This window comes from Terriglobus roseus (genome assembly GCF_900105625.1).
Lineage (GTDB): Bacteria > Acidobacteriota > Terriglobia > Terriglobales > Acidobacteriaceae > Terriglobus > Terriglobus roseus_B.
The window spans coordinates 2,286,302-2,311,126 of record NZ_FNSD01000001.1 but is presented as its reverse complement, the minus strand read 5'-3'; the positions used below and the strand labels follow the sequence as shown (position 1 = coordinate 2,311,126).

Below are 24,825 nucleotides of genomic sequence, written 5' to 3'. Positions count from 1 at the left end.
AAAGGGGTCTCCCTGAGGTGCGCACCAGTCTAGCGCAGGGTTTCTTTGACTCGCAAAGTAATGTCTCAGCGTGGCGCGTCAGTAGTGTGGAGGCTTTTCGTTCCCCCGGTCGAGCGTGGGGTCGTCCGCGTCGGCCTGCGCGGTGGGGTTGGCGAGAGGATTCAATGCCAGGTTGAAGATCAGCCCGAAAGGGTCACGCAGATAGCAGCGCGGAATCTCCGGATCCTCCACGATCAGGGTGCAGCCGTGGTCGAGCAGATCGCGTCGTGTGGTGTCGAAGTCGTCCGTCAGGAATTCGAGGACGGGGCCGAGCGGCTCGGCGTCCTCAAGAAAGAGGCGGAAGCTGCCGGCCTCCATGCCCACCATGCCGGGCGTGGTCAGGAAGACCTCCAGGCCAAGGACGTCACGGTAGAAGTCTGTGGCCTGTTGCAGATGCGGCGTCTGCAGAAGGATGTCGCGTGTGGTGGCCATAGATCCAATCTAACGTGCCATCGATCTGTCATCGTGAGCGGAGGCAGCACAATAAATTTGTCATCCTGAGCGAAACGGAGCAAAGCGAAGTGCAGTCGAAGGACCTGCATTCCGCATGGAGCGGCACAAATATTTATGGCAGTCCATCCACATTTGTGCCACAGGAGAAGAATGCAGGTCTTTCGACTGCGCTGCGCTCCGCTCAAGATGACAAATCGGCTTTGTTACGCTTCGCCCAGGATGACAAATTAGCTGCGCTCCGCTCAAGATGACAAATCTTGAAGGGCTAATTGCCTGCGGGAGGCGGTGGTGCCGGAGCCGTCGGAGGACCCGGCACAACCGCCGCCGGTGGCGCCACGACCTTCAACGCAAGCCGAGGGAAGATAAACGCCCCCGCGGCATCGTCGATTACATTTACCTGGCAGATGTAGGTGCCGGGTTTCAGCTGCGCGAGCGGTACGTCGAAGTTAAAGGCCACCGCGCCGCGCTCCGGCTCGTTCAGCACATCGGTTGCGACGATGGGTGTTTCCAGCACTTTCGCGCCGTTCTGCAGGAACTCAATGGACGTGAGGACGCGGATGCCACCGGCCGACTGGCGTGCCTTCAGGCCGCTCTGCTGCGCGGCAGCCTGTGTCGTCGCCTGGGCCGCTGCCGCGGTCGCTTCCTTCGCCGGATCGTAGAGCTCGTACAACAGGTACAGATGTGCGTCCTGGCGGAAGACGTGCGGCACGTTGGGTACGAATTGCTGACCATCCTGGATGAGCGGATTCACGGGCGCCTGCATGCCCGGCGGCATGGGGCCGGGTCGGCGTGGCTGCTGCGCTGCGGGCGTGCGCTGCGAACTGACAACGACGCTGGAAAGCTTCATCGACTGCTTCTTTTGGTCGGGGACAACAAGGTCCGTTTCGAACGATCCCATGCTGCCTGTCTCGTTCTCACGCGCCACGAACTTCACGTGGTAGTGCCCCGGTGCCAGCGAAAAGCCGGTGGAGTACTGGATGTTGCGGCGAGCCGCGCCGACGTTGCCATCAACCGCGAGCTTCAACGTGTCGCGCACATTGCCCACGGCGATGCCCTGCGCGTTCTTCACCTGTGCGATGACATCCAGCGTGGCCTTGTCCTGGTCCTTCGCCTTCACGAACGGGATCTGCGAGCCCGGCACGATGAGCGACATGGGCACGTAGTACAGGTTGGGGTTTTCGCGGAAGTAGAAGGCCTCGAGATACATCGAGATATCGACGGCGGGCAGATCGCTCTTGAGCTGTTCGCTCAGTGCGAGTTCGCGGTCTTCCGTCTTCTGGTGCTGGAAGTCTGCTGGAGCGTAGTAGCCGGGACGGTACTCCAGCTTGGCGTCCTGCCGGTTCAGCTTCACGGTCAGGTGGCGGAAGGTGCCGTCGCGCTTCGGATCAGAGGAGCGGAAGCCCAGGATGTAATACGCCTCGGTGTCGTGCTGGATCTGCTGAAACGCCGGGCCGAAGTCGTTGGAGTCGCTGAAGAACTTTCCTCCAGTGTCGGAGGCGAGCGTGCCAAGAGTCTCCTGCGAGGCAAAGTTGGAGTCGAGCCGCGATTGCATGGCTCGGCCACTGTACGCAGAGGTACCGCGGAGCGATCCGGAGGAGGCGTCGCCGAGCGGCGACAACGCTTCCAGCCCGCGCGTATCCACCGTGTAGATGGCCATGTTGGCCTTGACGGCTTCGTTGGTTGCCGCGCGCATGCTCGCCTGGTTCTCGATACCGTTGCGGGCAAGGCCGCCGGAGAAGTACAGCATGCTTTTACGCTGGTCGAGCCGTTCGAGCGACTTCGCGATCGACTGGATCGCATACAGTTCGCGGTCGGTGTTCAGGTTGTTGTACTCGGTGTCATCCGCGGTGAAGCCGGTGGTGTCGTCACTGGTGACGTCGGTGGTCGACGTAGCACCGGCGGCGAAGGCGCCTGATTCATTGCTGCCGTTGTACTTGTCGACGGCGCGAAGAAGATCGGCCTTGTTCGCGGTGAAGTCATGGTCGAGCGTGAGTGCTGTGCTGAGGCTCGCAACGGCAACGAGATCGGCTGGCGCCATCTTGTTCTTGATGTAGTCCTGCGCGGCAGCGACAGCGCGGTCAATGTCCTCATCCTGCATGCTGGACAGGTCGAAGAAGAGCACGATAAGGCGGTGGTCGCGCAGCTGCTTCGCGTCGGCGCCCATGCTGCGATCAAGGATCTGCGCGATGGTGGGCGACGTACCACTGACTGTCGCTTCATTCAGGCGCGCGGCCGCGTCGACCGTCTGGAAATCAAACGAAGTGATCTTCTGCGGCTTGTTGTTTTCAAGGATGGTGAAGTCAGACGCCTTCAGATCGCGGATGACGTTGCCCGTCTTCTTGTCGCGGACAACGACGTTCGTCAAAACAAGCTGCGTGTTGACGCGCAGGGTGAAGCTGTCTGACGTGCTGTTGCCTACCTGCTGAATCGTCGTGCCGGTGGATGCAGGTGCTCCTGGTTGCGGTGCGGGAGCCTGTTGCATCGGCGTGTTCAGTTGCACGGGCGGCTGCGTGGTCTGCGGCGCAGGCGTCTGTTGCGCGTTGGTCTGCGGAACCGCAAGCGTGGCACAAAGCGCTACTGAGGCTAGGGTTCGGAGCGTCGTCATTAGAACCTGTACCTCGCCTGAAAGCTGAGTTTGCGCGGTGCAGCGGTGCCGGTGACCTGGCCGAAGGTGGACGAGTTCAGCACCGTGTTGATGCCGCTGTACTGAACGGTGTTGAAGACGTTCGATGCGGTGACACGCGCCTCAAAGTTGCGCAGATCGCCCAGCGCGACCGTGCGTGATAGGGACATGTCGTTGCTGATGGTGCCGGGCAACTGAATGCTGTTGCGCGATGCTGTGCCGAAGACCGCTGCGGCTGACGGCGAGACAAACGCCGCGGTGTTGAACCAGCTGCGCAGAGTCCCCGCGCCTGCGATCGGTTGCAAAAATACCCGGTCGGGGCGCAGCGTATAGTTGTTGCCGGTGGCGGCCTGCGCAATGGAGTTCTGATACTGCGGCGTGGCATACGTGCCGGTGGCAAAGGTGAAGTTGCCGCTCACGCTGAAGCCGTCCATCACGCGGGACAACCTGCCGCCCTTGTTCAGGAATAGCCGGTTCGGTCCGAAGGGCAACTCAAAGACATAGTTGCCAGTGACCTTGTGCCGCACATCGAAGGTGCTGTTGCCGAACTCCAGGTCGATGCGTGCGTCGTTCTGCACGATGGTGTTGTTCCCCGTGCCGCCGATCGAACTGGCGTCGTCTATGGAGTGGCCGTACTGGTACGTCGCCTGGATGGAGACACCCTTCTGCAGTCGCTTGCGCAGGTTGACGCTCAGCGAATGAAAGCGCGACTCGCCGATAGAGTCTTCGTAGACGATCGACTGCGCATTGCTGATGACAGTCGTGGCGCTACGGTTCGGTGCGCGGCGTAGATCCAGGCTGCTGCCGAACGACCCGTTGTAGCCGATATTGAGGACTGTACCCAACGGCAGCGTCCGTTGAATATCCATGTTGATGGCCTGCACGCGGCCCAGGCGGTAAGCGCGATTGATGGCGAAGGTATTCTGCAGGACCGTGCTGCTGGTGCAGTTGAAGGCATTGGTCAGTGTGAAGTTATTTGTGACCGTCGTGCCTGGAGTCGTAAACGTGCCGCAGCCCTGCGTCGCTGCGACATTGTTCTGTGTAACGGCGAAGGGCTGCTGGTACGCCAGCGAATTCGCAAAGCTGCTGTACTGACCCGTGTTGAAGTTGATGCCATAGCCAGCCCGGATCACGGTGTTCTTCGTCCACTTCGGACGCCATGCAATGCCCAATCGTGGCGAAATAAGCGAACGATCCGGCTGCACCAGCGAACGCGGGAACGCACCGCTGTAGACGCCGGTAACACCCGGTGTGACGCGGGAGAAGGCGGTGAAGTCCGCATTGTGATCCAGGTTCACGAGGCGATTGTTTTCCTCGATATAAGGTGAGAAATACTCATACCGCAGGCCCGCATTCAGCGTGATGTTGCTGGAGACGCGGAAGTCGTCATTGGCATAGCCGTCGTAGACCCACTCGCGCAGGTAGATCTTCTGCGCTCCTGTCTGGATCGCGGAGTTCTGCGGCGCACCCAGCAGAAAATCTGCGAAGGACGATCCACTGACCGCCGCGCTGGTGCTGCTGCCGGTGGCTGGGTTCTTCGTCGCGTACCCTGTAAAGCTGTACTGCCCCAGGCTGTTGCTGCCGGCGATCAGGTCGTTGTGCGCGCGCCGCAGATCGAAGCCGAAACGGAAGTTGTGCTTGGCGTGGCGCCAGCTCACCACGTCGCTCAGGCTGAAGGTCTCCTGGAGTCGGTTCGCGGGCTGCGTGTCCGAGACAGAGGTGAAGTTGCTGAGCGTGATGCCCGGAACGCCGTTGTAGAGACCGGCTTGCGCTGTGACAGGCTTGGGGATGCTGATGCCAGCAGCCTGTGCCGGATCCACCTGTCCGTAGGTAAAGTTATTTGTCGTGATGGCGTGCGCGCGGTTCCAGCCAAGCGTGAAGCTGTTGCTCAACCGGCCGTAGCTAAGCTGGTAGCCCGTGGTCAGGTTGTAGCCGTTGCTCTCGGTCTTACCGTCCAGCGCCGATATTAATCCACGCAGATCACTGGCCGAGTGCGAGTAGGAGTAGTTCGCGCTCATGTTCTGACGCAGCATCTTAACGTTCTGCTGACCCTGGCCGCGCTGCCCACCACCGCCGCGGGCTCCGCCACCCCCACGACCACCACCACCGAAGCCCTGACCTGCCGATGCGCCAAATGCACGCGTGAAGCGGGCAGAGATCTGCGAGTTGTTCGACCCTGCCGTGGTGATGCGCTGGTAGTTGTAATTCTCAGCGGTAGTGCCCGTGCCTGTGGTGGTCGTGTTCGGCGTGGGGATGTACTGCAGCAGCGCCTGTGCCTGCGCGCTGAGCGGCGTGGTGATGACGTTGCAGCCTGGATTCAGGTAACTGGAACAGTCGCCATAGGTGGTGCCGGTAGCAGGGTTGTAGAGCAGCACCGGGGCGACGACGCCGTTGGTTGTCTGCGTCAGGCCATTGAAGTTACCAGTGCGCTGCAACAGTGTGGGCACCGTCGCGTAGATGTTGACCGGATTCTCGTTGCGCTGGCCAGTCCAGTTCAGAAAGAGATTTTGCTTGGTGTTCGGCTTGGTCAGCCCCGGGATGTACGGGGAGCCGTTGAGCGCGATGCCGTAGCGGTTGGTGCTGTAGCCGGGTTTCAGAGCGTTGCCGGTGATGGAGAACTGCGTTGCATCGAGGGCACCGTTGCCGGCCGTGTAGTAAACGTTGCCGTGGATCGCCGTCGGGTTGAAGTTGCGGAAGCCACCCCCGCCGCGTCCGCCGAAACCACCCCCGCCGAAGCCCCCTCCACCAAAACCACCACCGCCACCCGGTCCGCCGCCGAAGCCTCCAGGACCGCCGCCACCCGGTCCGCCAAAGCCTCCGGGACCGCCCGTGGCCATGCCGCCAATGAGGCTGACGATGGAATTGGCGATGTCGCCCTGCGCACCACCGTTGCGTTGCGCGTCGGCAATGGCGCCCTGGATGCGGTCCCGCAGGTCGTCTTCGTTGAAGCCTGCAAGGCCGTTGATCTGGCCACCCTGTCCGCTGATGGCAACCGAATCCGAACCACTGTTATCCGCACCGCCAAGCGATGCCATGGTGGGCAGCGCAGAGGTCTCCGCGCCCGCGCCGCCGCTGGCAATTGTGTCGGCATCGCCCCCCACACTTGCACGCAGGGCCTGCAGGCCTCGACCCAGCGCCTGTGCGCTCAATCCGCCCGCGAGAGCAGTGATGCCGGTGCCTTCCCCGGCTGCGGCAGCACGTGCCGCAGCGCGCGATGCCAGCTCCATCGCAAACTCTGCCTTGCCCTCATGCTGTGTGGCGTTCAGCAGAACTTCTGCGGTGACGGGTGCAAATGCGGCGAACTCGGCGCGAAGCACATAGCGCCCGTTGCGCGGAATCGTCATCCGGTAGCTGCCCGTAATGTCGGTCGCAGCGGTGTACTTCTTACCTGTAAGAGTGTTCGTCGCCGTGACCGTCACGCCCGGCAGCGGTGTTCCCGTGGGCTTCTTGCCGCTGTTGTCTGCCGTGGTGCTGCTGGTGACCGTACCCGTGATGATGCCGCCCTGGACCTCGGCCGGTGCGGTCGTCGACTGGGGAGCCGTGGGCGATGGGGGTCCCGCCGCATCCGGTGCCGGAGTCGTCACCTGCGCGTGCAGCATGGCAGCGCTGAACATCGCGCCGCTGAGCAGTGGAGCCGACAGAGAAAGACGCTGCCATGGACGGCGTGCGCGCAAAAGTAAACCTCACAAGTATGGAAGCCGTGCCGTTGTTCTGTAGAGTACAGACGCAGGCGCCATCCCGTTTGTTTCGGTGGATTTGGTTAGGAAAGCTAACGGTTGCCGATGTAAACGGCGCGTGTGAAATATCGTCACAGGAAATTCATCTTGGATCGCAGAGCAAAATTGCCGCCCATCTTCCTGTTGGGCCTGACGAATTCAACCTATGGCATGGCCGGCGGCTTTGCATGCGTGGTCCTGCCGGAGATGCTGGCTGCGCAGGGCGTCTCCGGTGGTCGCATCGGCGCCATCGTGGCCTGGATTCTGCTGGCACTGGTGTGGAGCTTCTTCCTCTCGCCCATGCTCGATGTCCGCTTCAGCCGGAGGCGTTACGCGCTCGTCTTCGCCGCGCTCGCATCCAGCGGCGTTGCCGTCACGGTCATGCACCACGGCAACTCCTTCCTGGTCGAGATGGTTATGGTGGCCACCTACGCCGCTGCCAGCCTGCTGCAGGCCGCCGTGGGCGGATGGATGGGGTCGTTGATCTCGCGGCAGGACGACGCAAAGCTGGGCGCATGGTTCGCCATTGGCAACACCGGCGCTGGCGGGCTGATGATCCTGGTCGGTGGCGACCTGGTCTTTCGATTGCGCCCAGCGGCGGCGGCGGCGGCGCTCGCTGCCATGATGATGCTGCCAACGCTGATCTACCTCGTCGTACCCGCGCCGGGGCCGGACCGGCGCCTAGCCAGTGAGAGCTTCCGCCAGTTCTTCGGGGAGATCGTCGCGCTTTTGCGTCGGCGCACAGTGCTGATCGTGCTGGTCCTCTTCCTGATGCCGGCAGCGTCGTTTGCGCTCTGCAACATCCTTGCTGGTGTGGGCGCAGACTTTCATGCGAGCGCGAGTGTCATCAATTTTTCCGGCGGCATCGGGGTGTTGCTTGCCGGCCTTGCGGGTAGTCTCGCCGTACCGATCCTCGCGCGTCGCATCCCGCTGAAAGGTCTCTACCTGGCCATCGGTGTGGTCGGCGCGCTCTTTACGTTCGGCGTGTGGGCGATGCCGCGCATGCCGTGGGTCTTCGCGCTTGCACTGATTGGCGAGAACATCTTCCAGGCGTCCGCGTTCTCCGTCGAGGCGGGCATCGCGTTTGAAAGCATCGGCAGCGACAACCCGCTGGCTAGTACGCAGTTCTCGCTGCTGATGGCAGCCAGCGGTGTGCCCATCACCTACATGGGGCTGATCGATTCGCACATCTATGATCTGCACGGCCTTACCGGCGGCATGCTTGCCGATGCAGGGATCAGTGTCGCCGTCTGCATGGTGCTTGGCGCATGGCTGATCTGGCTTCGCGGACGTGCCAAACAGGCAGCTTGACCGGAAGTGGCTTCCAAATCCGGGCGCCCAATTCTTGCGAAAGCAAGGGTGGGGCTATCGCGCGTTAGCGCGACCTTTCCCCTTAGGGCTGAGGATGCCGCCGGGCGAAAGGCGGTTCGCACTTCGTGCTAATACCCACCCTTCACGATGGGGCCGCGAAAGAATGGGGCACCCGTCTGAGCCCTTACTGCGGTGGTGCTGCGGGCGATGCACCACTGCCACCCGGGCCGCGGCGTCCACCCATCGGCCGGTCCTGCACACGCAGATCCGTCGGAACGAAGCTGCCGCCCTTGATCGAACCGATGCCAAGGACGCTATCGCCGACCTTCACGTCTGCAAGCGTGATGGCCTCACCTGCTTCGGGTGGAGGAGCACCGGCGCCCGGCGTACCCTGGCCACCTCCTCGACGTCCACCCCCCATGCCCATCCCGCCACCCACGCCACCCATCATGCCCGCGTCCACTCCCATAGCTCGCATGGCGTCCGGGTTCATACGGCCGCCCTTGTGCAGGGAAGTGGTCTCGTCCAGGTTGATCGTCTGCGAAACCTTGTCCGTGCGCATCACCGTGACCTTCGTATCGTCGATCGCGGTGACACGGCCGACGATGTAAGTCTTGCCCATGTTGGCCCTGGCCTTGGCGACATCGGCCGCGCTGACATCCATCACCATCATGGCGTGCAGCTCGTGCTTCTCGGCATCGGGCATGCCCATGGCCATGAGCTCATCGCCCGCCTGCACGCTGCTGATTGGGGTTACCTGCTGCGACCGCATGATGCGCGTGTTGTCCGTGGTGATGACAGTCCACGTGGTGCCGGCTTCGTCCTTCACCGTGACATTCGCGCCACTGACCGCTGTGACCGTGCCGCGAACGCCACCACCGGCGCGACGAGGGCCGCCGGGGCCACGGCCCTGTGCACTGGCCTGCGCACCCGTCTGGGCATCGGGCTGCGGTTGCTGATCGCCCCCGGTGGTTGCGTTCTGCGCCATGGCAGAAAGGCTTACGGCAGACAGAAAAGCACAGCATAGAACGGCAGACTTCCAGGGATTGCGGCTCATTTCCAGATCCTCATGCGCACAGGCGCGTGCTCATTCAGACGCTTTTTCTCACGGAAAGACGCGGTGCGTTCGTCGGAATCATGCCATGACGCCGAACTGCGCGGCGCTGATACACTCGCTCCACTTGCGCCGAGTGGCACAGGAACGTCAACACCCGAGTGATTCGCAGATGGCCACAACCAGCGCACCCCCGCCGCAGACCCCAGCCTTCCGACCGTTTGTCCCCGCGCACGAGTCGCGGCCAGAGCTGACGTTCCGCGCCGTGTTGATCGGCGCGCTTTTCGGCATTCTGTTCGGCGCGGTCACGGTCTACGTGGGCCTGAAGGCCGGACTGACCGTCGCGGCTTCGATCCCCATCTCGGTGCTGTCGATCTCCATCCTGCGTGTCCTGGGCAAGTCGTCGATCCTTGAAAATAACATCGTGCAGACCACCGGCAACGCCGGCCAGTCGATCGCCAGCGGCGTCATCTTTACATTGCCCGCGTTGATCTTCCTGGGCTTTGACCTGGAGTACGCACGCATCTTTGCGCTGGCACTCTTCGGTGGCTGGATCGGCGTTCTTTTCATGATTCCGCTGCGACGACAACTCATTGTCGAGGAGCACGGAACGCTCCTGTATCCCGAAGGCACGGCGTGCGCGGACGTGCTGATCGCGGGCGAGCGTGGCGGATCGTTTGCCTCACGCATCTTTCTCGGCATGGGGCTCGGGTCGCTCTACACGCTCTTCCAGAATGAGAATCTGCTCAAGCTCTGGCCCGGCACCCCGACGAAGAACTTCGACATCGGCGACCAGCACCTGCTGAAGGGCGGTTCGATTCGCGTGGATGCGACGTCGGAATACCTCGGCGTCGGCTACATCATCGGGCCAAAGATCGCGGGCATCATGCTGGCGGGCGGCGTCTTCAGCTGGCTGGTGCTGATGCCTGCCATCTACTTCTTCGGATCGCACCTGACCGCGCCGCTCTATCCCGGCACTGTGCCCATCCATGACATGAGCCCCAGCGACCTGTGGCGCACGTATATCCGCCCCATGGGCGCGGGCGCCGTGGCCGCCGCGGGCTGCCTGACGCTGTTGCGTACGCTGCCGACCATCGTGAGCGCGGTGACCGGCTCTCTCAAAGCGAAGAAGAACGCGGCGACCACCACAGGCAACACCACGGATACGATCGCACGCACCTCTCACGATCTGCCGAACAGCTTTGTCTACGGCGGATCGGTGCTGCTGATCATCATCATGTGGGCCTTCCTCTACTTCAAGCCCGTACCTGGAGCGCAGGTAGGGGCGCTGGCGAACCTGGCAGCAGCGCTGCTGATCGTTGTCTTCGGATTCCTCTTCGTCACGGTAAGCGCACGCATCGTCGGCATCGTTGGATCGTCCGCATCGCCGGTCAGTGGCATGACCATCGCGACACTCATGGCAACCGCCGCCATCTTTCTCGTGCAGGGCTGGACCGCACCCGCCTTCGGAGCGCTCGCCATCACCATCGGCGGCGTGGTCTGCATCGCTGCGAGTAACGCAGGTGATACCGCTCAGGATCTGAAGACGGGCTACATCATCGGCGCAACGCCGTGGAAGACGCAGCTCGCCGTGATGATCGGCGTGGTCGTGTCGACCTTTGTCATCGGCCTCACACTCAGCGCGATGAACAAGGCGTTTGAGAGCTTCCGTCCCATGCCCACGTCCGCGACGTATAGCCTGTCAGCACTGCCGGAAGGGCTGCAGGACAAGGGTGCTTTTACGCGCCCGCACATCAGCGTCGTCGATCCGAAGGACAGCAGCAGCAAGCACGAAGTGAATGACGCTACGAACTATGAGCTCATCAACGCCATCGGTTCCGCGCAGTTGGAAGACGGCAAGTACCTGATGAACCGGCAGACCGGCAAGCTTGAGATTCAATGGGTGCAGGGCATCGGCAGTGAAAAGGTCGCCGCTCCGCAGGGCCGCCTGATGGCCACGGTCATCAACGGCATCCTGTCGCGCAAGCTGCCCTGGTCGCTCGTGCTGCTGGGCGTCGCGCTGGTGCTGGCGGTGGAACTTGCCGGCATCCGTTCGCTCACACTGGCTGTCGGCGCGTACCTCTCCATCGCGACCACGCTCGCCATCTTCGTCGGTAGCATCGTGCGCTGGATGGCCGATGCCGCGGTCGCGAAGGCACGTGCGCGAGACCGTGCGCTGGCCCTTGCCGATCGCGCCGTTGCGGTAGCACCAGTCGGCACCACGGTCGTCGTGCGCTACGACGACGCGGGCATGCCCGTCCTCCCCACCGTCGACGAGCAGGAGGCCGCACTCACCAACAACGATGCGCTCACCGACCTGGACAATGACGAGATCAGCCCCGGCTCACTCTTCGCCAGCGGCCTCATCGCGGCAGGCGGCATCACCGGTCTGCTGGGCGTCGCGGTCGCCGCCATGGAGAGCATCTCCGAAGAGCGCGGCGGCCACTGGCTCTTCCCACGCTTCAGCGAACATAACCCGCTGTACCGGGATCCCATCGCGATCGCAATGTTCGCCCTGCTGGCCTTCTCGCTCTACTACTTCGCACGCAAGCCGCTTGAGCAGGGATGAAGCTCGGTTTGTTCGTCTACGGGACACTGCATCCGGACCGTGCACCGGCTGAGGTTCGCCACCTGACGCGACAGTTCGTCTCGCTCGGGACCGGCACGGTGAAGGGACGTCTGCTCGACCTGGGTGAGTATCCGGGCCTTGTCTTCGATGGAGAACTGGAATCTGTACCCGGCGAAGTGTTTGCCATTCCGGAAGGTCCAGAGATGTTGCGAGCGCTGGATGAGTACGAGGGGTTCACCGAGCACAAAGATGCCGGCAGCCTTTTCGTTCGCGAGTTACGCGATGTGAGAATGACCCACGGCGGCATCGAGCGCCACTGGGTCTACCGGTACAACCGCCAATCCACGCCTTCCTGACATTTCCGATGCGGTCTCTCATCGGGTGCCGTAGACTGCCGCTCACAAGGAGCTCGGCTCTCATGATCGTTTCAGCGAAGAGTCTGCGAAGCGCTCTGCTGGCTTCCGCCATCGCCCTGTCAACTCTCTCTGCGGCTGCGCAGGTTACGTATGCGCCGGACGGCGGCACACGCGAGACGATCCAAAGCCTGACGATTACAGCGAAGCCCGGTGCGCCATTCCAGGCGACGGTCACGACGACCTGGAAACGTCGCTTGGAGGATGGTTCGCAGGTGACGGTGTACAACCACCGCACCGTGGCGCGTGACAGCACAGGACGGATCTTTCAGGAGCGTCGCTTCTTCTCGCCGTCCGGCAACACGGATGTCACACGTCTTTCGGAATTGGACTATTACGACCCGGCGCGCAAAGAGCTGACGGTCTGCGAACCGGTCCGCAGGCTGTGCACCGTGCGTGCAGCGTCACTGCCCGTGGACGATCCGTTGCCTCTGCCCGCGAGCATGACCACGCCTGCCGGTCTGAAGATCACGCGCGAGAGTATTGGTCAAAAGACAATGGAAAGCCTGCAGGTGCAGGGCGCGCATGAGATCTCCGTCTCACCACGCCTCGGAGATGCGGAGCCCACAGTGAAGGAGCTTTGGTATTCGCCGTTGCTCGGCCTGAATGTGCAGGTGAAGCGCTTTGAGCCGCGGGGCGGAGCGCAGGACTTCGATATGCAGTCCATCAATCGGAGTGAGCCGGATCCTCGACTCTTCCAGCCGCCGCAGGAGTATGGCATTGTGCGGATGGTGCGCGAGCGCTGAGTTCTATCCGCGCAGATGCAGAAAAGCTGCAAGCGCGACAATCATGCCCAGCACGATCAGCCCCAGCAGGCCACCGATGTAATAAGCCATGTTGCGCTCGCCCTGGGCACTCGGCTGCGTAATGCCGAAGGTGTTGATGAATGCGCGCGCGATCATTAGCAGGAAGCCCATGGGTGTCCCTAGTGTCACACGCCGCTGATTCGAACAGTCTTAAATCGGCTGCTTCGCCGCCGCATCAGGCTTGGCCAGGTCGCAGGCTCGCCACAGATACCAGCTCGCCACCGAGCACCAGGGGTGCCACTTCTTCGCACGCTTCTCCATCTCCGCAGGCTTGGGCAGGTCGGCGGGCGTGATCTTGTCCGTGGGCTTCAGTTTGCCGAAGGTCAGTGCGAAGCCCTTGCGCACGCCGTAGTCGCTGGTAGGGAAAACATCCGGACGACCCAGGCGGAAGATCAGCATCATCTCCACCGTCCATCGGCCAATCCCGCGTACCTGCGTCAGGTGCTCGATGATGGCCTCATCGCTCATGCGGCGGATCTTCGCCAGCGGCGGCACGGTTCCGTCGAGTGTCTTGGCGGCCAGGTCGCGCAGTGCGAGCGTCTTGTTCGCGGAGAGGCCTGCGGAACGCAGCTGCTGCGTCGGGCACTCCAGCAGATGTTCCGGCGACGGGTGAACGCCGATCCCGCAGACCTCGACAAAGCCTTCCACCATGCGTGCGTGGATAGCAGCTGCCGCTTTGCCGTGGAGTTGCTGATAGATGATCGACTCGGCCAGCGCCTCAAACGGCGAAAGGGATCCGGAGATGCGCAGCCGCAAGGGCCCGGCGCGCTCGATCAGCCGCGCCAGCTTCGGGTCTGCAGCAGAGAGCGCTGCGATGGCCTCGTCGGCGCGATAGGGCGGCTTGCGGGTGGCAGTCATGCGCGGCATTGCCACCCAGTCTCCCATATCGGGACCGGCATGGCTCAAGTACCGAAATTAAGAGCCGGATGATATCGATCGGGGACAATTTGTGATGATCGTCACCGCGCTTAGCGCGTTCCTCGGGCACTCTTGGGAAGGTCCTCTGACCGATCATCGCCTGATCGAACTCGGACCAGATTGGCCGTAATTTACAAGCAGGATGCCTCCGCGAGAAGGTACATATTGTGGTCATTTCGACACTTAGGAAATGCGTGCACGAGATATTGTGCAGCGGCACTTTTCGCTGGGTTCGATTATCGAAGTTGAACCAAGGAAAGTAGCTCAGGCGGGTACTGGCGCAGGTTTATCCGGGTCATTGCACTGCTATAGTTTTGGTAGAAATCCGACTTAGACTCCGCCCTTACCGAAAGGTATTGAGGCCAGGACAGGGAGAGCCACTTTGCGGCTCTTCCCGGGGTGTTTTGAAGAATTCTGGACAGCGTTCCCCCGCCGGGCGAACGATTGCCGGACGGACTAGAGGAAGCAGGACGCACTCATGGCGCAAGTTTTTGACCGCAGTTCGAACGCTCTGGCCCGCGCCGCTCTGGTGTTGACGGGCCTGATCGTGGTCGCACTGGGCGTGGCGTTGAACCAGTTGCAGCGCTCCCCTTGGGTAACCAAGCAGGGACAGCGCGCCGACCAGCCGGTACCGTTTTCGCACCGCCACCACGTTGAGGGTCTTGGCATTCAGTGCCAGTACTGTCACGTCTCGGTGGAGAAGTCGGCCTACGCAGGCATTCCGCCGACCAAGACCTGCATGAACTGTCATGCAGAGATCTGGACCAACGCGCAGATGCTGGAGCCGGTTCGCAAGAGCTGGGCGACGGGCGAATCGATCCAGTGGATCCGTATCCACGACCTGCCGGACTACGTGTACTTCAACCACGAGATTCACGTGAACAAGGGTATCGGCTGCGCCAGCTGCCACGGTCGCGTCGACGAGATGCCCATCATGTACGCGGAAAATTCGCTACAGATGGAGTGGTGCCTCAACTGCCATCGTGACCCGGTCAAGAATCTCCGTCCGACCAGTGAGATCTACAACATGGCATGGGCCGGTGCCTCCAGCAACAAGCCTGTCTGGTGCGCTGAGACGGGCAAGCTCGCTCCCACGGCACAGGCAGTCACCTGCACCACGAAGGACCCCGGCTCGGTGAATCCGCAGCTGGCATTCCTGCAGGCCGAGCAGCAGCCCAACGCAACTGCTCGCACCAGCGATGGCGAATCGAACAAGGGCAGCGGCGTCCAGCTTTCCCCCAACGCACTCAGCGGCGCGGGCAAGACCATGACCGACGTACCGCCCATGGCGATCCTGCCAGCCAGCTACCACAAGTTCACCTCGCAACAGGCGCTGGGAACCTACCTGGCGGACAAGTACCGCATTCGTACCCCGAATGAGCTGCAGAGCTGCGAGGTCTGCCACCGATGAGCACCTCGTACACGGAAAAGAACGGAAACGGAATGGCTGAGTCAGTAAATTTCGACGCAACCGCCCCCGCGACTGCCAGCACGACGGTTGTCACGACGATCCAGTCAGCGAAGCTGACTCTGGCCGACGTGCGCAAGCGCTTGGACGGCAAGAACGGAAAGCGCTTCTGGCAGAGCATGAACGAGCTCTCCGACGCGCCGGGTTTTGAAGACATGCTGCACGAGGAGTTTCCGCGGCAGGCATCCGAACTGACCGACGGCGTGAGCCGCCGCGGCTTCATGAAGGTCATGGGCGCGTCGCTGGCGCTGGCCGCAACCACCGGTTGCACCAAGCAGCCGGACGAGCCGATCTTCGCCTACGTGAAGTCGCCCGAAGACCTCGTCCTCGGCAAGCCGAACTACTTCGCAACGGCCTATCCGTTCCCCACTGGTGCTGTACCGGTGCTGGTGAAGAGCGAGGCGTACCGGCCCATCAAGATCGATGGTAACCCGGAGCACCCGGTCTCCAAGGGTCGTTCGGACGTCTTTACCCAGGCGACCCTGCTGGACCTGTATGACCCGGACCGCTCGGCCCACGTGATCAAGCACGTCGGTGGCGCTACGCTGAACTCTGACTTCGGTGCTTTCTCGGACGCGCTTCGCAGTGCCCTGCAGATGAGCGGTGGCGGCCAGGGCGTGTATGTCCTGAGCGAGCCCATCGTTTCGCCCTCGCTGGCGGCGCAGTGGAAGCAGTTCGTGGCCAAGTATCCGAGCGCGAAGCTGGTGCAGTGGTCCCCCGTCAACAATGACTCGGCACGCATCGCGTCGAAGGCTGCCCTGGGCGACTTCTACGACGCACAGTACAAGCTCGAAAATGCCGATGTGATCCTGTCGCTCGATGCCGACTTCCTCTCGTCCAACGCCTTCCCGGGTTTCCTGCCCATGTCGGCTGCGTACGCTGAGCGTCATCGCTACGAGACCGGCAAGGTCATGAACCGCCTGTACGTCGTCGAAAGCATGCCGACGGTGACCGGTGGCAAGGCAGAGCATCGCCTCGGCCTGAAGCCCAGCGACATCGAAAAGTTTGCAGCAGCACTCGTCTCCGGTTCGGGCTTTAATGGCAGCGAGTGGGCTGAGAAGTTCTTCAAGGAAGTGGTTGCCGACCTGAAGAAGGCTGGCAGCAAGGCAGTCGTTGTCGCCGGTGAGCAGAGTTCGCCCGCGGTACAGGCTGCCGCGCATGCCCTGAACGCACAGCTCGGCGCAGTCGGATCGACCGTGGTCTACACCGAGACGGTCCAGGCTCTGCCCTCGGTAGGCGGCCAGGATCTGAAGGCTCTCGTCAGCGCCATGCGCGCCGGCCAGGTTCGCGTCCTCGTTATGCTGGGTGCAAACCCGGCGTACAACGCACCGGCTGACCTCCGCTTCGGCGATGCCATGACCAAGGTGCCGTTCGTCGCGCACCACGGTTTGTACCTCGATGAAACCGCACAGCGCGCTCACTGGCACGTCAACGCGGCACATTACCTTGAGAGCTGGTCCGATGCCCGCTCGTATGACGGCACCATCTCCGTCATCCAGCCGATGATCGATCCGCTCTACGGTGGCAAGACTGCGCATGACATGCTGCAGGCTGCCCTCGACAACGCGCAGATGACCTCGCACGAAGTCGTTCAGGCAAACTTCAAGACCTACGCCAAGGGCGGCGACGCCGCGGCATGGCAGAAGGCCCTGCATGACGGCTGGGTCGAAGGCACCGCATTCGAGCCGAAGTCTGGCGTCAGCGGCAAGGGCGGCAGCATCGCCCCGACCATGAGCGCAGCACTTGCCGGCACGTACGAGATTGCCTTCAAGGCGGATCCGTCGATCTATGACGGTCGCTTCGCCAACAACGGCTGGCTGCAGGAACTGCCGAAGCAGGTCACACGCATGGCGTGGGACAACGCCGCCATCATGGGTATCGACACCATGGCCGCGTTGAAGATCGAAGAGCGCGATCTCATCGAGCTCGAGATCAACGGTCAGAAGGTCGTCTTCCCGCCGTTCGCCCTGCCCGGTCACCCGGAAGGCGTGATCACGGTGCATCTCGGTGGTGGCCGCTGGTTCGGTCGTGTCGGCCAGTATGTCGGCTCGGATGCGAACAAGCTTCGCTCCATCGACGCGCAGTGGGCTCAGAGCGGTGTGAAGGTCAAGCCTGCTGAGGGCAAGTACGACCTCTGCGTTACGCAGGTGCACGACCTCGATCACCGTGGCAAGTTCGCGCAGAGCGATCTCGCCGTCAAGACCGATCCGAACGCAGCCATCTCCGAACCTGGCCACGAAGCCATGGAGCGCGGTGTCATCCGCACGGCAACCCTGGCAGAGGCACAGAAGAATCCCGGCTTCGCGCATGAGGGCAACCTCCTGTACGAGACTCCGAAGAAGGACGATAGCTTCTTCCCGGAGGCCTGGAAGTACGACAACGTCGATAAGTCCACCGGACAGATTCAGAACGCCTGGGGCATGTCGATCGATCTGAACTCCTGCATTGGCTGCAACGCCTGCGTGGTCAGCTGCTATGCGGAAAACAACATCCCCGTCGTCGGCCGCGAACAGGTCAAGGTCGGTCGCAAAATGGACTGGATCCGCATCGACACCTACTTTGAAGGTGACCTGCACGCGCCCAAGGCGCACTTCCAGCCCATGCTCTGCCAGCATTGCGAAAATGCAGGCTGCGAGCAGGTCTGCCCGGTCGGCGCAACGGTTCACACGCCGGAAGGCCTGAACCAGATGGTCTACAACCGCTGCGTGGGCACACGCTACTGCTCGAACAACTGCCCATACAAGGTTCGTCGCTTCAACTTCCTGCTGTACTCGGATTACGACACGGAGAGCTTGAAGTTCATGCGCAATCCAGACGTCAGCGTGCGTTCGCGCGGTGTCATGGAAAAGTGCACGTACTGCACCCAGCGCATCCAGGCCGTGAAGATCGAGGCCGACAAGGAAGGCCGCGCAATTCGCGACGGCGAGATCGTCACGGCATGCCAGCAGGCCTGCCCGACCGACGCAATCGTCTTCGGCAACATTAACGACAAGGGCAGCCGGGTCGCTCGGCGCAAGGCAGAGGAGCGGAACTACCAGGTTCTCGCTGACCTCAACTACCGTCCGCGGACCAGCTACACCGCAGGCGTGTCCAACCCGAACCCTGAGCTGGAGATGGCGTAATGGCGACCAAACCTGTCATTGATCCGTACCGCCACCCGGTAAACGACCCCATGATCGATCCGATCACGGGTGAGTTTGCGGTACTCGCGCCGGGCCACAACTTTACGAGCGTTACGCGCAAGATCGCGAACGTCGTCCTCACCTCGCACACGCCGCTCGGCTGGTTCTTTGGCCTCATCGTGGCCGGTGGTGTGGCTTCGCTGGCGGTTATCGCGATCACGTGGCTGGTGCTCAAGGGCGTCGGCATCTGGGGTGTCACCATCCCGGGCGCGTGGGGCTTCGCGATCGTCAACTTCGTCTGGTGGATCGGTATCGGCCACGCCGGTACGCTGATCTCGGCAATTCTGCTGCTCTTCAAGCAGAGCTGGCGTAACTCGATCAACCGTTTCGCAGAAGCCATGACGATCTTCGCCGTGGTCTGCGCCGGTATCTTCCCGGTCCTGCACATCGGCCGTCCCTGGCTGGGTTACTGGCTACTGCCACTGCCCAACACCATGAACATCTGGCCGCAGTTCCGTTCGCCGCTCTGCTGGGACGTTTTCGCTGTGTCCACTTACGCGACCATCTCGGTTGTGTTCTGGTACATCGGCATGATCCCTGACTTCGGCACCCTGCGTGACAAGGCTCAGCTGCCCTTCGCCAAGTGGGCCTACGGTCTTCTCTCGCTCGGCTGGCGCGGTTCGACCCGCCACTGGATGCGTTATGAGACGGCATCGCTGCTGCTCGCCGGCCTGTCCACACCGCTCGTGCTTTCTGTGCACACCGTCATCAGCTTCGACTTTGCGGTCGCTGCTCTGCCGGGCTGGCACACGACAGTCTTCCCGCCGTACTTCGTCGCGGGTGCTATTTACTCCGGTTTCGCCATGGTGCTCACGCTGGCCATTCCGATCCGGAAGTTCTACCACATGGAAGATCTGGTCACCCTGCGTCATCTGGACAACATGGGTAAGGTCATGCTGGGCACCGGCCTGATCGTGGCGTATGGCTATGGCCTGGAAGTCTTCATGGCCTGGTACTCCGCGAGCCACTGGGAGTTCTTCATGATGTGGAACCGCATGTTCGGACCGATGGGCTGGGGCTACTGGCTGCTCATCCTCTTCAACATCGCGCTTCCGCTGGGCACGCTGTGGTGGCGCAAGCTGCGCACCAACGTGGCCTACCTGTTCACGATCTCCATTGTGATCAACATTGGTATGTGGTTTGAGCGTTTCGTGATCGTTGTCACATCGCTCTACCGCGACTTCCTGCCATCCTCGTGGGGCACCTACCGCGCGACGAAGTGGGATTACCTCCTGTACATCGGCACCATGGGCATCTTTACCAGCCTGTTCCTGCTGTTCGTTCGGTTCGCTCCGATGATCCCGATGAACGAAATCAAGATGATGCTGCCGCAGACTAAGTTTGCGGGCGGCATGGATGCGGAAGAAACCGTCGAGGAGACTGTCTAATGCCAGTCGAAGAGGGAGTCTACGGCCTCCTGGCCGAATTCAATACGCCGCAGGCGATGGTGAAAGCTACCCTCGCGGCGCGGGACGCGGGCTTCCGCCGGATGGAGTGCTACACACCCTATCCCGTAGAAGAAGCGGCCAGCGCGCTGGATGTGCACCGCAATCGTGTGCCCCTGCTGACGTTGTTGGGCGGCCTGATGGGCCTGACCACTGCGTTCACCATGCAGACATGGATGTCCGCGATCTCGTACCCGCAGAACATTGCCGGTCGTCCGCTGTTCTCGTGGCCCGCGTTCATTATCCCGGCATATGAGTGGACGATTCTGTTCGCAGGTCTGTCGGCAGCGTTCTCGATGCTCGCGCTGAATGGCCTGCCGCAGCCGTACCATCCGCTGTTCAATGCTCCGAACTTCCGCATTGGCGCCACGGATGACAAGTTCTTTCTGTGCCTGGAGGCGACTGACCCCCAGTTCGACCTGGGAAACACACGCCAGTTCCTGGAACAGTTCCGCGCGATCAGCGTGGTGGAGGTAGATCTGTAATGCAGGCTCTGGGGATCAAGCAACACGGAACACTGTCCCAGCCTGAGTTGCAGGCGACAGACAGGGCAAAGGGGACACGGTTCCAGCGGCTTGCCGCGGCAACTATCGCCTGCGCCAGCATGCTCGGACTGGCAGGTTGCCGTCAGGACATGCACAACCAGCCGAAGTTCTATCCGCAGCGCGGTACCAGCTTCTATGCAGACGGCCGTTCGGTCCGTCCGCAGGTGCAGGGCACGATCGCGCGCGGCCAGGAAGATGCGGGATCGTACTTCCGCACAGGAATGGTGAACGGCGCCGAGGGTGATGGTCTGCCTGTACCGCTGACGGCCGAGCTCATCGAGCGGGGCCAGGAGCGCTACAACGTGTACTGCACCGCATGCCACTCGCGTACCGGCAACGGTCGCGGCATGATCGTGATGCGTGGCTTCATGCCAGCAGGCAACTTCCACACGGAGCGTCTGCGCTCTGCACCGCTGGGTCACTTCTTCAACGTGATCTCCAACGGCTACGGCGCCATGCCGGACTATTCCGGACAGATCGAGCCGGCTGACCGCTGGGCGATTGCCGCGTATGTTCGCGCACTCCAGCTGAGCCAGCACGCGACCACTGCAGATGCTGGTGGAGCGAAGATCGAAAAGATGGAAGACGTCGAGGCGCACGAAGGCTTTGCCGCCGGCTTCATCAAGGATTGGGACCTGCCGGCAACGGCTGGTCAGATCAAGGGCTCCGCTCCGGCCGCTGCTCCGCTGCCTGCCCCCATGCCCGCACCGGCAGCCGAAGCAGCAAAGCCGGCCCAGGTCTCTGAAGCAAACCCTAAGACGGCTCCTCTGGCATCTGCCCTGCCAGCCGGAGCCAAGCCCACCGTTGCGACGGCGGCTGCAGCAAAGACGGAAGCGAGCGCCAGTGCACCCTCGGCTGCCGCACCGCACGCTGCTGCAGGCGATGTCGCAAACGGGCAGAAGTTGTACATGGCAAATTGCAGTGTGTGCCACCAGCCGAACCGCGCTGGCATGGCGCCCATGATTCCGTCCCTGGTGGGCATCGTTGCCCGCGTAGGCGCGGCACACATTCACGCGCAGGTTGCAAACGGCGCGCAGACGGGCCCGGTGAAGATGCCGGCGTTCCCGCAACTTACGACGGCGAACGTGGATGACATCATCGCGTTCCTCGCAGCAAGCAAGTAACAGAACCAAGTCCTGAAGGAAATCGAGAAGGCCCGCAACGCATGGCACACGGACACGAACAATTCGCCCACGAAGGAGCCGGAGACCCCGGCGCAGCGGCACACGCCCTGCACGCCGATCACGGCCCGCGGGTGCTGCCCGCCGACCTGAACGCTCCGCCGGTCGTCGCGGTCTGGAAGACGCGCGCGCTCATCGCCGCCGGTGCCGGCCTCATTCTGTCGGCCATCATCGCCCTCCTGGGCGGACCGCTCGGCTTTGACCATGTGCTGCGCGCCTACCTGCTCGGCTTCATGCTGACGTTCGGCTTCTGCGGCGGCGGCCTATGCTTCCTGATGCTGCAGTACGTCACCGGCGGCAAGTGGGGCCTCATCATGCGTCGCCCCATGGAAGCCATGAGCAACACGCTCCCGGTCATCGTGGTGCTGTTCATCCCGCTGATGATCTTCGCCAAGCGCCTCTGGATGTGGGCTGCCTTCCCGACGCACGAAGCGGTCGAGAACGCCCTGCACAGTGGTCTCCTCGACGAGGGCCAGGCACATTCGCTCGACTGGAAGCGCATTATGCTCAGCCCGACGAGCGTGATCATCGAGTTCGTCGTGGTCTTCGGATTCATGGCGCTCTGGGGCGGCATCCTCAGCAAGTGGTCCCTGCAGCGTGACGCAGACCCCGCAGCAGGTTCGTTGACCTCGTTCGAGTACTGGCGCATCAAGGCCGAGAACCTCTCCGGCATCGGCATCCTGATCTATGTGGCACTGTTGACTGTTGTGGCGATCGACCTCGTCATGTCGCTGGACATCACCTGGTACTCCACCATGTATGGCCTCATCTTCCTGGTCGGCCAGGGCTACGGCGTACTGGCACTGGGTGTCCACACCATCATCCGCCTCTCGAAGTTTGAGCCGTTGCGGACCGCTCTCCGTAAAACGGAACAGTACGATCTCGGCAAGTTCATGCTGGGCTTCGTGATGCTGAACATCTATCTCAGCTTCGCGCAGTTCCTCATCATCTGGTCGGCCAATTCGCCGGAAGAAATTCCCTGGTACCTGAACCGCATTCGTGGCGGCTGGTGGGTTATCTGCTCGCTGGACTTCATCTTCCACTGGGTTGTGCCGTTCTGCCTCCTGCTGAGCCGCCAGTTCAAGTACGACAGCCGCAAGATGCTCGCCCTCACCGGCTGGATGATCTTCGCCCGCTGCTTCGATCTGTTCTGGATGATCGAGCCGAACTTCCCGGATGCGGCTGCGAACCTGCATTTCAGCTTCGGCATCTTTGCCTACATCACTGTGCCCGTATTCGTGCTTGGTGTGTGGCTGTACTTCTACCTGACCAACCTGGCCTCGCGTCCGGTGATCGTCCTGAACGACCCGCACACCGCCGAGGTCCTGGAGCCCGAACATGCCCACTGAGTTCAATGACCGCGATCACGTAGAGAGCGTCAAGGGGCCGTCCACCTCGCACGACGAGCATGGCCTTCCCAAGCCGGTTCCGCACCCGTCCGAGAAGTTTGACGCGGAGCACCCGGGCTATGAGACCACGGACGTCAACACCCGCGGCGTCGTCGTCTTCCTTGGCGGCCTCATGGGCTTCCTCATCGTTTTTTTCGTGCTCTGCTACGCGATGGGTAAGGCGATCAACTACGGCCTGTTGAAGCAGGACGTGGATGAAGCTTCGAAGTCAGCCCTTGCAGGCGGCAGCCCGGCCGGCATTCAGCGCCGCGGCGAGAGCCTGGCAAACAACCCGGTGCAGGAGCAGGAAGCGGCAGCGAAGATCGCACAGAGCTTCCCGACACCCCGCGTCCCGACCGACGACGATAATCAGGAGACGGCGGACATGCACGCCCGGGAAGATCTTCTGCTGGAGCACTACACCGCAGCAGAAGCCTCTGAGGGACCGGCTGGAACGGTTCGTATCCCGATCGAAAAGGCAATGGAGCTCGTCGTGAAGCGCGGTCTGCCGGCAGCGTCTTCGATGGCAAGCGCCACGCAGGGCAAGCTGACCGGTGACAAGCAGTACACGGCAGTCGCACCGCTGACCAGCGGGTTCGCCCGCACCGGCTACGAACTCGACCAGATCGAGAGCCGCGAACAGAAGATGAGCCTGGGTGAGAATCCAGCCGAAGCAAAGAAGTAAGTCGTACAGAAGCAGGGAGCGACAATGCAGCAGCAGAACACAATTCGGATGAAGCGTACGACCAACAGGCTCGGCCTGTTGGCGCTGACGCTCGGCCTGCTGTGTTCTGCGCTGCCGTCGCGTAGCCAGGTCTCCAGCTACGGGGACAAGCAGACCGGATCAGAGTATGGCAACGAACTGCCGGCCGTCCTGAAGGGCGCGGCAATCGACCAGCACCTCAACACCACCTTGCCCGGCGTGCCCTTTGTCGATGAGACAGGGAAGCCCGTGAATACGGCCGACTACTTCGGTCATGGCAAGCCTGCAGTACTGGCCCTGGTTTACTTCAAGTGCCCCATGCTCTGCTCGGAAGAGCTGGATGGCCTGGTGCAGTCCCTGGCCATGGTGCACCTGGATCCTTCGAAGGATTTCAACGTCCTCGTCATCAGCATCGATCCGACGGATACGCCTGCCGAGGCGGCAAAGAAGAAGGCGCTCTACACCCGCCGCTACGCCCGTCCGGGGACCGAGGCCGGCTGGCACTTCCTGACCGGGCAGCAGGCATCGATCGACGCCGTCACGAAAGCCGTGGGTTTCGGTTATGTGAAGATCCCTTCGCCGGACGGCAAGACGACGCAGTTTGCCCACGCCAGCGCCATCCAGCTGCTGACGCCGGAAGCAAAGATCTCCCAGTACTACTTGGGCGTGGAGTACTCCCCGAAGGACCTGATGCTGGGTCTAGTGGAGTCTTCGGACCACAAGATCGGATCGCCGGTCGCGAATATTTTGACGTATTGCTACCACTACGACCCCCATCGCAACAAGCACAGCCTGATCGTCGCCCGCGTGGTGCAATTTGGCGGCATGATCACGGTGGCGGGTCTGGGTGGATTCATGTTTTTGATGTTTCGGCGTGACCTGAAATTAGGGCGCGACCATGCTCTGACCCGCAAGGACCAGGACCATACGTAGGTTCCAGCGCAGTTTGAAACCGCCGCCGAAACAGCAGCACCGCAACGAGAGATCCGGACAGGAAGAGATAAAGGCAGA

18 protein-coding genes are annotated in these 24,825 nt (G+C 62.1%); 12 read left to right on the top strand and 6 right to left on the bottom strand.

Annotated features, from left to right (window positions below; translation table 11 throughout):
* Positions 1–78: 78 nt before the first annotated feature.
* From BLW03_RS09530 to BLW03_RS21135, 3 genes are all read right to left on the bottom strand, one after another.
* Positions 79–471, bottom strand: coding sequence for a VOC family protein (locus tag BLW03_RS09530; RefSeq protein ID WP_074653629.1), 393 nt, complete (start codon positions 469–471; stop codon positions 79–81).
* Positions 472–757: 286 nt separating this feature from the next.
* Positions 758–3,097, bottom strand: a complete 2,340-nt coding sequence (locus BLW03_RS09525; protein ID WP_244502029.1) for a VWA domain-containing protein — start codon at positions 3,095–3,097, stop codon at positions 758–760.
* Complete coding sequence (locus BLW03_RS21135) at positions 3,097–6,789, bottom strand: TonB-dependent receptor (protein WP_074653628.1); 3,693 nt, start codon at positions 6,787–6,789, stop codon at positions 3,097–3,099. The genes BLW03_RS09525 and BLW03_RS21135 overlap by 1 nt, the downstream gene beginning before the upstream one ends.
* Positions 6,790–6,939: 150 nt before the next feature.
* Between BLW03_RS21135 and BLW03_RS09515 the strand changes: the two genes are divergently transcribed.
* On the top strand, positions 6,940–8,142 hold the full coding sequence (locus tag BLW03_RS09515; protein ID WP_074653626.1) for an MFS transporter: 1,203 nt from the start codon (positions 6,940–6,942) through the stop codon (positions 8,140–8,142).
* Positions 8,143–8,326: 184 nt separating this feature from the next.
* On the opposite strand, the gene BLW03_RS09510 is transcribed toward BLW03_RS09515, so the two are convergent.
* Positions 8,327–9,199 carry a DUF5666 domain-containing protein gene (locus BLW03_RS09510; protein WP_074653625.1) on the bottom strand — a complete coding sequence of 291 codons (873 nt, stop codon included), beginning with the start codon at positions 9,197–9,199 and terminating at the stop codon, positions 8,327–8,329.
* Positions 9,200–9,368: 169 nt separating this feature from the next.
* On the opposite strand from BLW03_RS09510, the gene BLW03_RS09505 reads away from it, so the two are divergent.
* From BLW03_RS09505 to BLW03_RS09495, 3 genes are all read left to right on the top strand, one after another.
* Positions 9,369–11,765 carry an OPT family oligopeptide transporter gene (locus tag BLW03_RS09505; protein ID WP_074653623.1) on the top strand — a complete coding sequence of 799 codons (2,397 nt, stop codon included), beginning with the start codon at positions 9,369–9,371 and terminating at the stop codon, positions 11,763–11,765.
* On the top strand, positions 11,762–12,121 hold the full coding sequence (locus BLW03_RS09500) for a gamma-glutamylcyclotransferase family protein (protein ID WP_074653621.1): 360 nt from the start codon (positions 11,762–11,764) through the stop codon (positions 12,119–12,121). Before BLW03_RS09505 ends, BLW03_RS09500 begins: the two co-directional genes overlap by 4 nt.
* A gap of 62 nt (positions 12,122–12,183) precedes the next feature.
* Entirely contained in the window at positions 12,184–12,924 is a 741-nt protein-coding gene (locus BLW03_RS09495) for a hypothetical protein (RefSeq protein WP_074653620.1), read from the top strand.
* Positions 12,925–12,927: 3 nt separating this feature from the next.
* Here the strand turns inward: BLW03_RS09495 and BLW03_RS20630 are convergent, their stop codons facing one another.
* Together BLW03_RS20630 and BLW03_RS09490 are read right to left on the bottom strand one after the other, a co-directional pair.
* Positions 12,928–13,095, bottom strand: coding sequence for a hypothetical protein (locus BLW03_RS20630; protein ID WP_170835007.1), 168 nt, complete (start codon positions 13,093–13,095; stop codon positions 12,928–12,930).
* A gap of 39 nt (positions 13,096–13,134) precedes the next feature.
* Complete coding sequence (locus BLW03_RS09490; RefSeq protein WP_074655903.1) at positions 13,135–13,851, bottom strand: DNA-3-methyladenine glycosylase family protein; 717 nt, start codon at positions 13,849–13,851, stop codon at positions 13,135–13,137.
* 529 nt (positions 13,852–14,380) lie between these two features.
* Here BLW03_RS09490 and BLW03_RS09485 point away from each other — a divergent pair.
* The 8 genes from BLW03_RS09485 to BLW03_RS09450 are packed head-to-tail and all read left to right on the top strand — an operon-like array spanning position 14,381 to position 24,747.
* Positions 14,381–15,313, top strand: a complete 933-nt coding sequence (locus tag BLW03_RS09485) for a cytochrome c3 family protein (RefSeq protein WP_074653618.1) — start codon at positions 14,381–14,383, stop codon at positions 15,311–15,313.
* Positions 15,314–15,345: 32 nt separating this feature from the next.
* A complete protein-coding gene (locus BLW03_RS09480; protein ID WP_244502028.1) occupies positions 15,346–18,492 on the top strand; it encodes a TAT-variant-translocated molybdopterin oxidoreductase in 3,147 nt (1,048 codons plus the stop codon).
* A complete protein-coding gene (nrfD, locus tag BLW03_RS09475; RefSeq protein WP_074653615.1) occupies positions 18,492–19,940 on the top strand; it encodes an NrfD/PsrC family molybdoenzyme membrane anchor subunit in 1,449 nt (482 codons plus the stop codon). The genes BLW03_RS09480 and nrfD overlap by 1 nt, the downstream gene beginning before the upstream one ends.
* On the top strand, positions 19,940–20,482 hold the full coding sequence (locus BLW03_RS09470; protein ID WP_074653613.1) for a DUF3341 domain-containing protein: 543 nt from the start codon (positions 19,940–19,942) through the stop codon (positions 20,480–20,482). The genes nrfD and BLW03_RS09470 overlap by 1 nt, the downstream gene beginning before the upstream one ends.
* Complete coding sequence (locus BLW03_RS09465) at positions 20,482–21,666, top strand: c-type cytochrome (RefSeq protein WP_074653612.1); 1,185 nt, start codon at positions 20,482–20,484, stop codon at positions 21,664–21,666. Before BLW03_RS09470 ends, BLW03_RS09465 begins: the two co-directional genes overlap by 1 nt.
* A 41-nt stretch (positions 21,667–21,707) precedes the next feature.
* On the top strand, positions 21,708–23,072 hold the full coding sequence (locus BLW03_RS09460; RefSeq protein ID WP_074653610.1) for a hypothetical protein: 1,365 nt from the start codon (positions 21,708–21,710) through the stop codon (positions 23,070–23,072).
* Complete coding sequence (locus BLW03_RS09455; RefSeq protein ID WP_074653609.1) at positions 23,062–23,796, top strand: hypothetical protein; 735 nt, start codon at positions 23,062–23,064, stop codon at positions 23,794–23,796. The genes BLW03_RS09460 and BLW03_RS09455 overlap by 11 nt, the downstream gene beginning before the upstream one ends.
* 48 nt (positions 23,797–23,844) lie before the next feature.
* Positions 23,845–24,747 (top strand): SCO family protein, encoded by a 903-nt coding sequence (locus BLW03_RS09450; protein ID WP_074655902.1) that lies wholly within the window; start codon positions 23,845–23,847, stop codon positions 24,745–24,747.
* Positions 24,748–24,825 lie beyond the last annotated feature (78 nt).

What these genes read in the sequence shown, in the direction of transcription:
- BLW03_RS09530 (WP_074653629.1), bottom strand. Translation starts at nt 471, where the DNA reads ATGGCCACCACACGCGACATCCTTCTGCAGACGCCGCATCTGCAACAG.
- BLW03_RS09525 (WP_244502029.1), bottom strand. Translation starts at nt 3,097, where the DNA reads ATGACGACGCTCCGAACCCTAGCCTCAGTAGCGCTTTGTGCCACGCTT.
- BLW03_RS09510 (WP_074653625.1), bottom strand. Translation starts at nt 9,199, where the DNA reads ATGAGCCGCAATCCCTGGAAGTCTGCCGTTCTATGCTGTGCTTTTCTG.
- BLW03_RS09505 (WP_074653623.1), top strand. Translation starts at nt 9,369, where the DNA reads ATGGCCACAACCAGCGCACCCCCGCCGCAGACCCCAGCCTTCCGACCG.
- BLW03_RS09500 (WP_074653621.1), top strand. Translation starts at nt 11,762, where the DNA reads ATGAAGCTCGGTTTGTTCGTCTACGGGACACTGCATCCGGACCGTGCA.
- BLW03_RS09495 (WP_074653620.1), top strand. Translation starts at nt 12,184, where the DNA reads ATGATCGTTTCAGCGAAGAGTCTGCGAAGCGCTCTGCTGGCTTCCGCC.
- BLW03_RS20630 (WP_170835007.1), bottom strand. Translation starts at nt 13,095, where the DNA reads ATGGGCTTCCTGCTAATGATCGCGCGCGCATTCATCAACACCTTCGGC.
- BLW03_RS09490 (WP_074655903.1), bottom strand. Translation starts at nt 13,851, where the DNA reads ATGCCGCGCATGACTGCCACCCGCAAGCCGCCCTATCGCGCCGACGAG.
- BLW03_RS09485 (WP_074653618.1), top strand. Translation starts at nt 14,381, where the DNA reads ATGGCGCAAGTTTTTGACCGCAGTTCGAACGCTCTGGCCCGCGCCGCT.
- BLW03_RS09480 (WP_244502028.1), top strand. Translation starts at nt 15,346, where the DNA reads ATGGCTGAGTCAGTAAATTTCGACGCAACCGCCCCCGCGACTGCCAGC.
- nrfD (WP_074653615.1), top strand. Translation starts at nt 18,492, where the DNA reads ATGGCGACCAAACCTGTCATTGATCCGTACCGCCACCCGGTAAACGAC.
- BLW03_RS09470 (WP_074653613.1), top strand. Translation starts at nt 19,940, where the DNA reads ATGCCAGTCGAAGAGGGAGTCTACGGCCTCCTGGCCGAATTCAATACG.
- BLW03_RS09465 (WP_074653612.1), top strand. Translation starts at nt 20,482, where the DNA reads ATGCAGGCTCTGGGGATCAAGCAACACGGAACACTGTCCCAGCCTGAG.
- BLW03_RS09460 (WP_074653610.1), top strand. Translation starts at nt 21,708, where the DNA reads ATGGCACACGGACACGAACAATTCGCCCACGAAGGAGCCGGAGACCCC.
- BLW03_RS09455 (WP_074653609.1), top strand. Translation starts at nt 23,062, where the DNA reads ATGCCCACTGAGTTCAATGACCGCGATCACGTAGAGAGCGTCAAGGGG.
- BLW03_RS09450 (WP_074655902.1), top strand. Translation starts at nt 23,845, where the DNA reads ATGAAGCGTACGACCAACAGGCTCGGCCTGTTGGCGCTGACGCTCGGC.